This is a genomic window from Streptomyces sp. NPDC058459, assembly GCF_042721685.1.
Taxonomy (GTDB): Bacteria; Actinomycetota; Actinomycetes; order Streptomycetales; family Streptomycetaceae; genus Streptomyces.
Genome location: NZ_JBHXLV010000428.1, coordinates 1 through 1,201, shown reverse-complemented (window position 1 = coordinate 1,201; position 1,201 = coordinate 1). Strand labels below are relative to the sequence as shown.

Annotated in this window: 2 protein-coding genes; both read left to right on the top strand. The window is 74.0% G+C overall.

Features of this window, described 5'->3' with window-relative positions; all coding sequences use genetic code 11:
* On the top strand, positions 1 to 420 hold a 420-nt coding region (locus tag ACFWN1_RS33360; protein WP_384370540.1), incomplete at its 5' end, for an acyl-CoA dehydrogenase family protein.
* The coding region (locus ACFWN1_RS33355; protein WP_384370537.1) for an acyl-CoA dehydrogenase family protein at positions 413 to 1,201 on the top strand (789 nt) is incomplete at its 3' end. The genes ACFWN1_RS33360 and ACFWN1_RS33355, both read left to right, overlap by 8 nt.

Genomic DNA, 1,201 nt, shown 5'->3' with positions numbered 1-1,201 from the left:
GCCGAGGGTGCGCTGGCGCGCACCCTCGGCATGCTCCGCTCCGCCCGGACCCGCGGCAGCGCCTCCCTCGACTCCGAGCTGCTGCTCACCCGGCTCGCCCGGGTACGTCACCGCCTGGAGGCCGTCGCCGCGCTGCTGGCCCACACCCTGGACACGATCACGCACGAGGACGTCTCCCGGCCCCGCGTCCAGCTCCTGGTCAACGGACTGAAGGTGACCGCGTCCGAGGAGTGCCACTCGGCCGTGCAGGAACTGGTGGACGCGGTCGGGCTGCGCCACGGCTACCTGCGGGACTCACCCGTAGCGCTGGAACGCGCCCTGCGCGACCTGCGATCGGCGAGCCTCAACTTCAGCAACGACCGTCTGCTGCTGGCCGACGGCAAGCTCACCCTTCTCGACGCGGAGGTGCGCCTTGCCTGAGGTCGTGGAAATCCTCCAGCGCGGCCGCCCCTCACCGGCGGTGCGCCCCGCGCCGGTCGGCACGGGGTCCGGTCACGAGCTGTGGACACGCCTGGGTGCGACGGGTGCGCTGCGCGGGCTCTACCGGGAGGAACTGCCCGAACGAGGGGTCATTCCCGACCGGCTCCGCGACCTGATCGTCCGCGCCGAGGCGCAGGAGGGCACAGGTCCCCTGCTGTCGGTCTGCGTCCAGGCCGCCACCGTGCTGCCGCTGCTGGCGGAGGCGGGCCGACGCGGGCCGGCCGCGGCGGACATCGCCCGGCGGATGCTCGACGGCCGCTCTGTCGTGGCCCTGGCCGCCACCGACAGCGGTCCCGGCTCCGACCTCACCGCCCTGACCACGCACGCCGAGGAAACGGGCACCGGAACGGTTCTGCGCGGCACCAAGCGCTGGATCACCAACGCGGTCCATGCCGACCTGCTGCTCGTCCTGGCCCGCCGCCGTCCCGGCCCCCACTTCACCAACTTCACCTGGTACCTCGTGTCCGCCGATGACCCGCGCGTACGCATCGAGCCTGCACCGAGCCCGTACTTCACGGGGTCCGGCACCGGACACGTCCATCTCGACGGCGCACCGGTGCTCGCGGACGGACCGGTCGGCGGCGCCGGACGCGGACTGGCCCTGTTCGCCCGGCACATCGCGGTAGAACGCCTCGCCGGCGGCCTGTGGGCTGTGGCGGCCTGCCGCCGGGCGCTGGCCGACACCCGGGACCGGCTGGCGGAGCGCGGCCTGTGGGAGCAG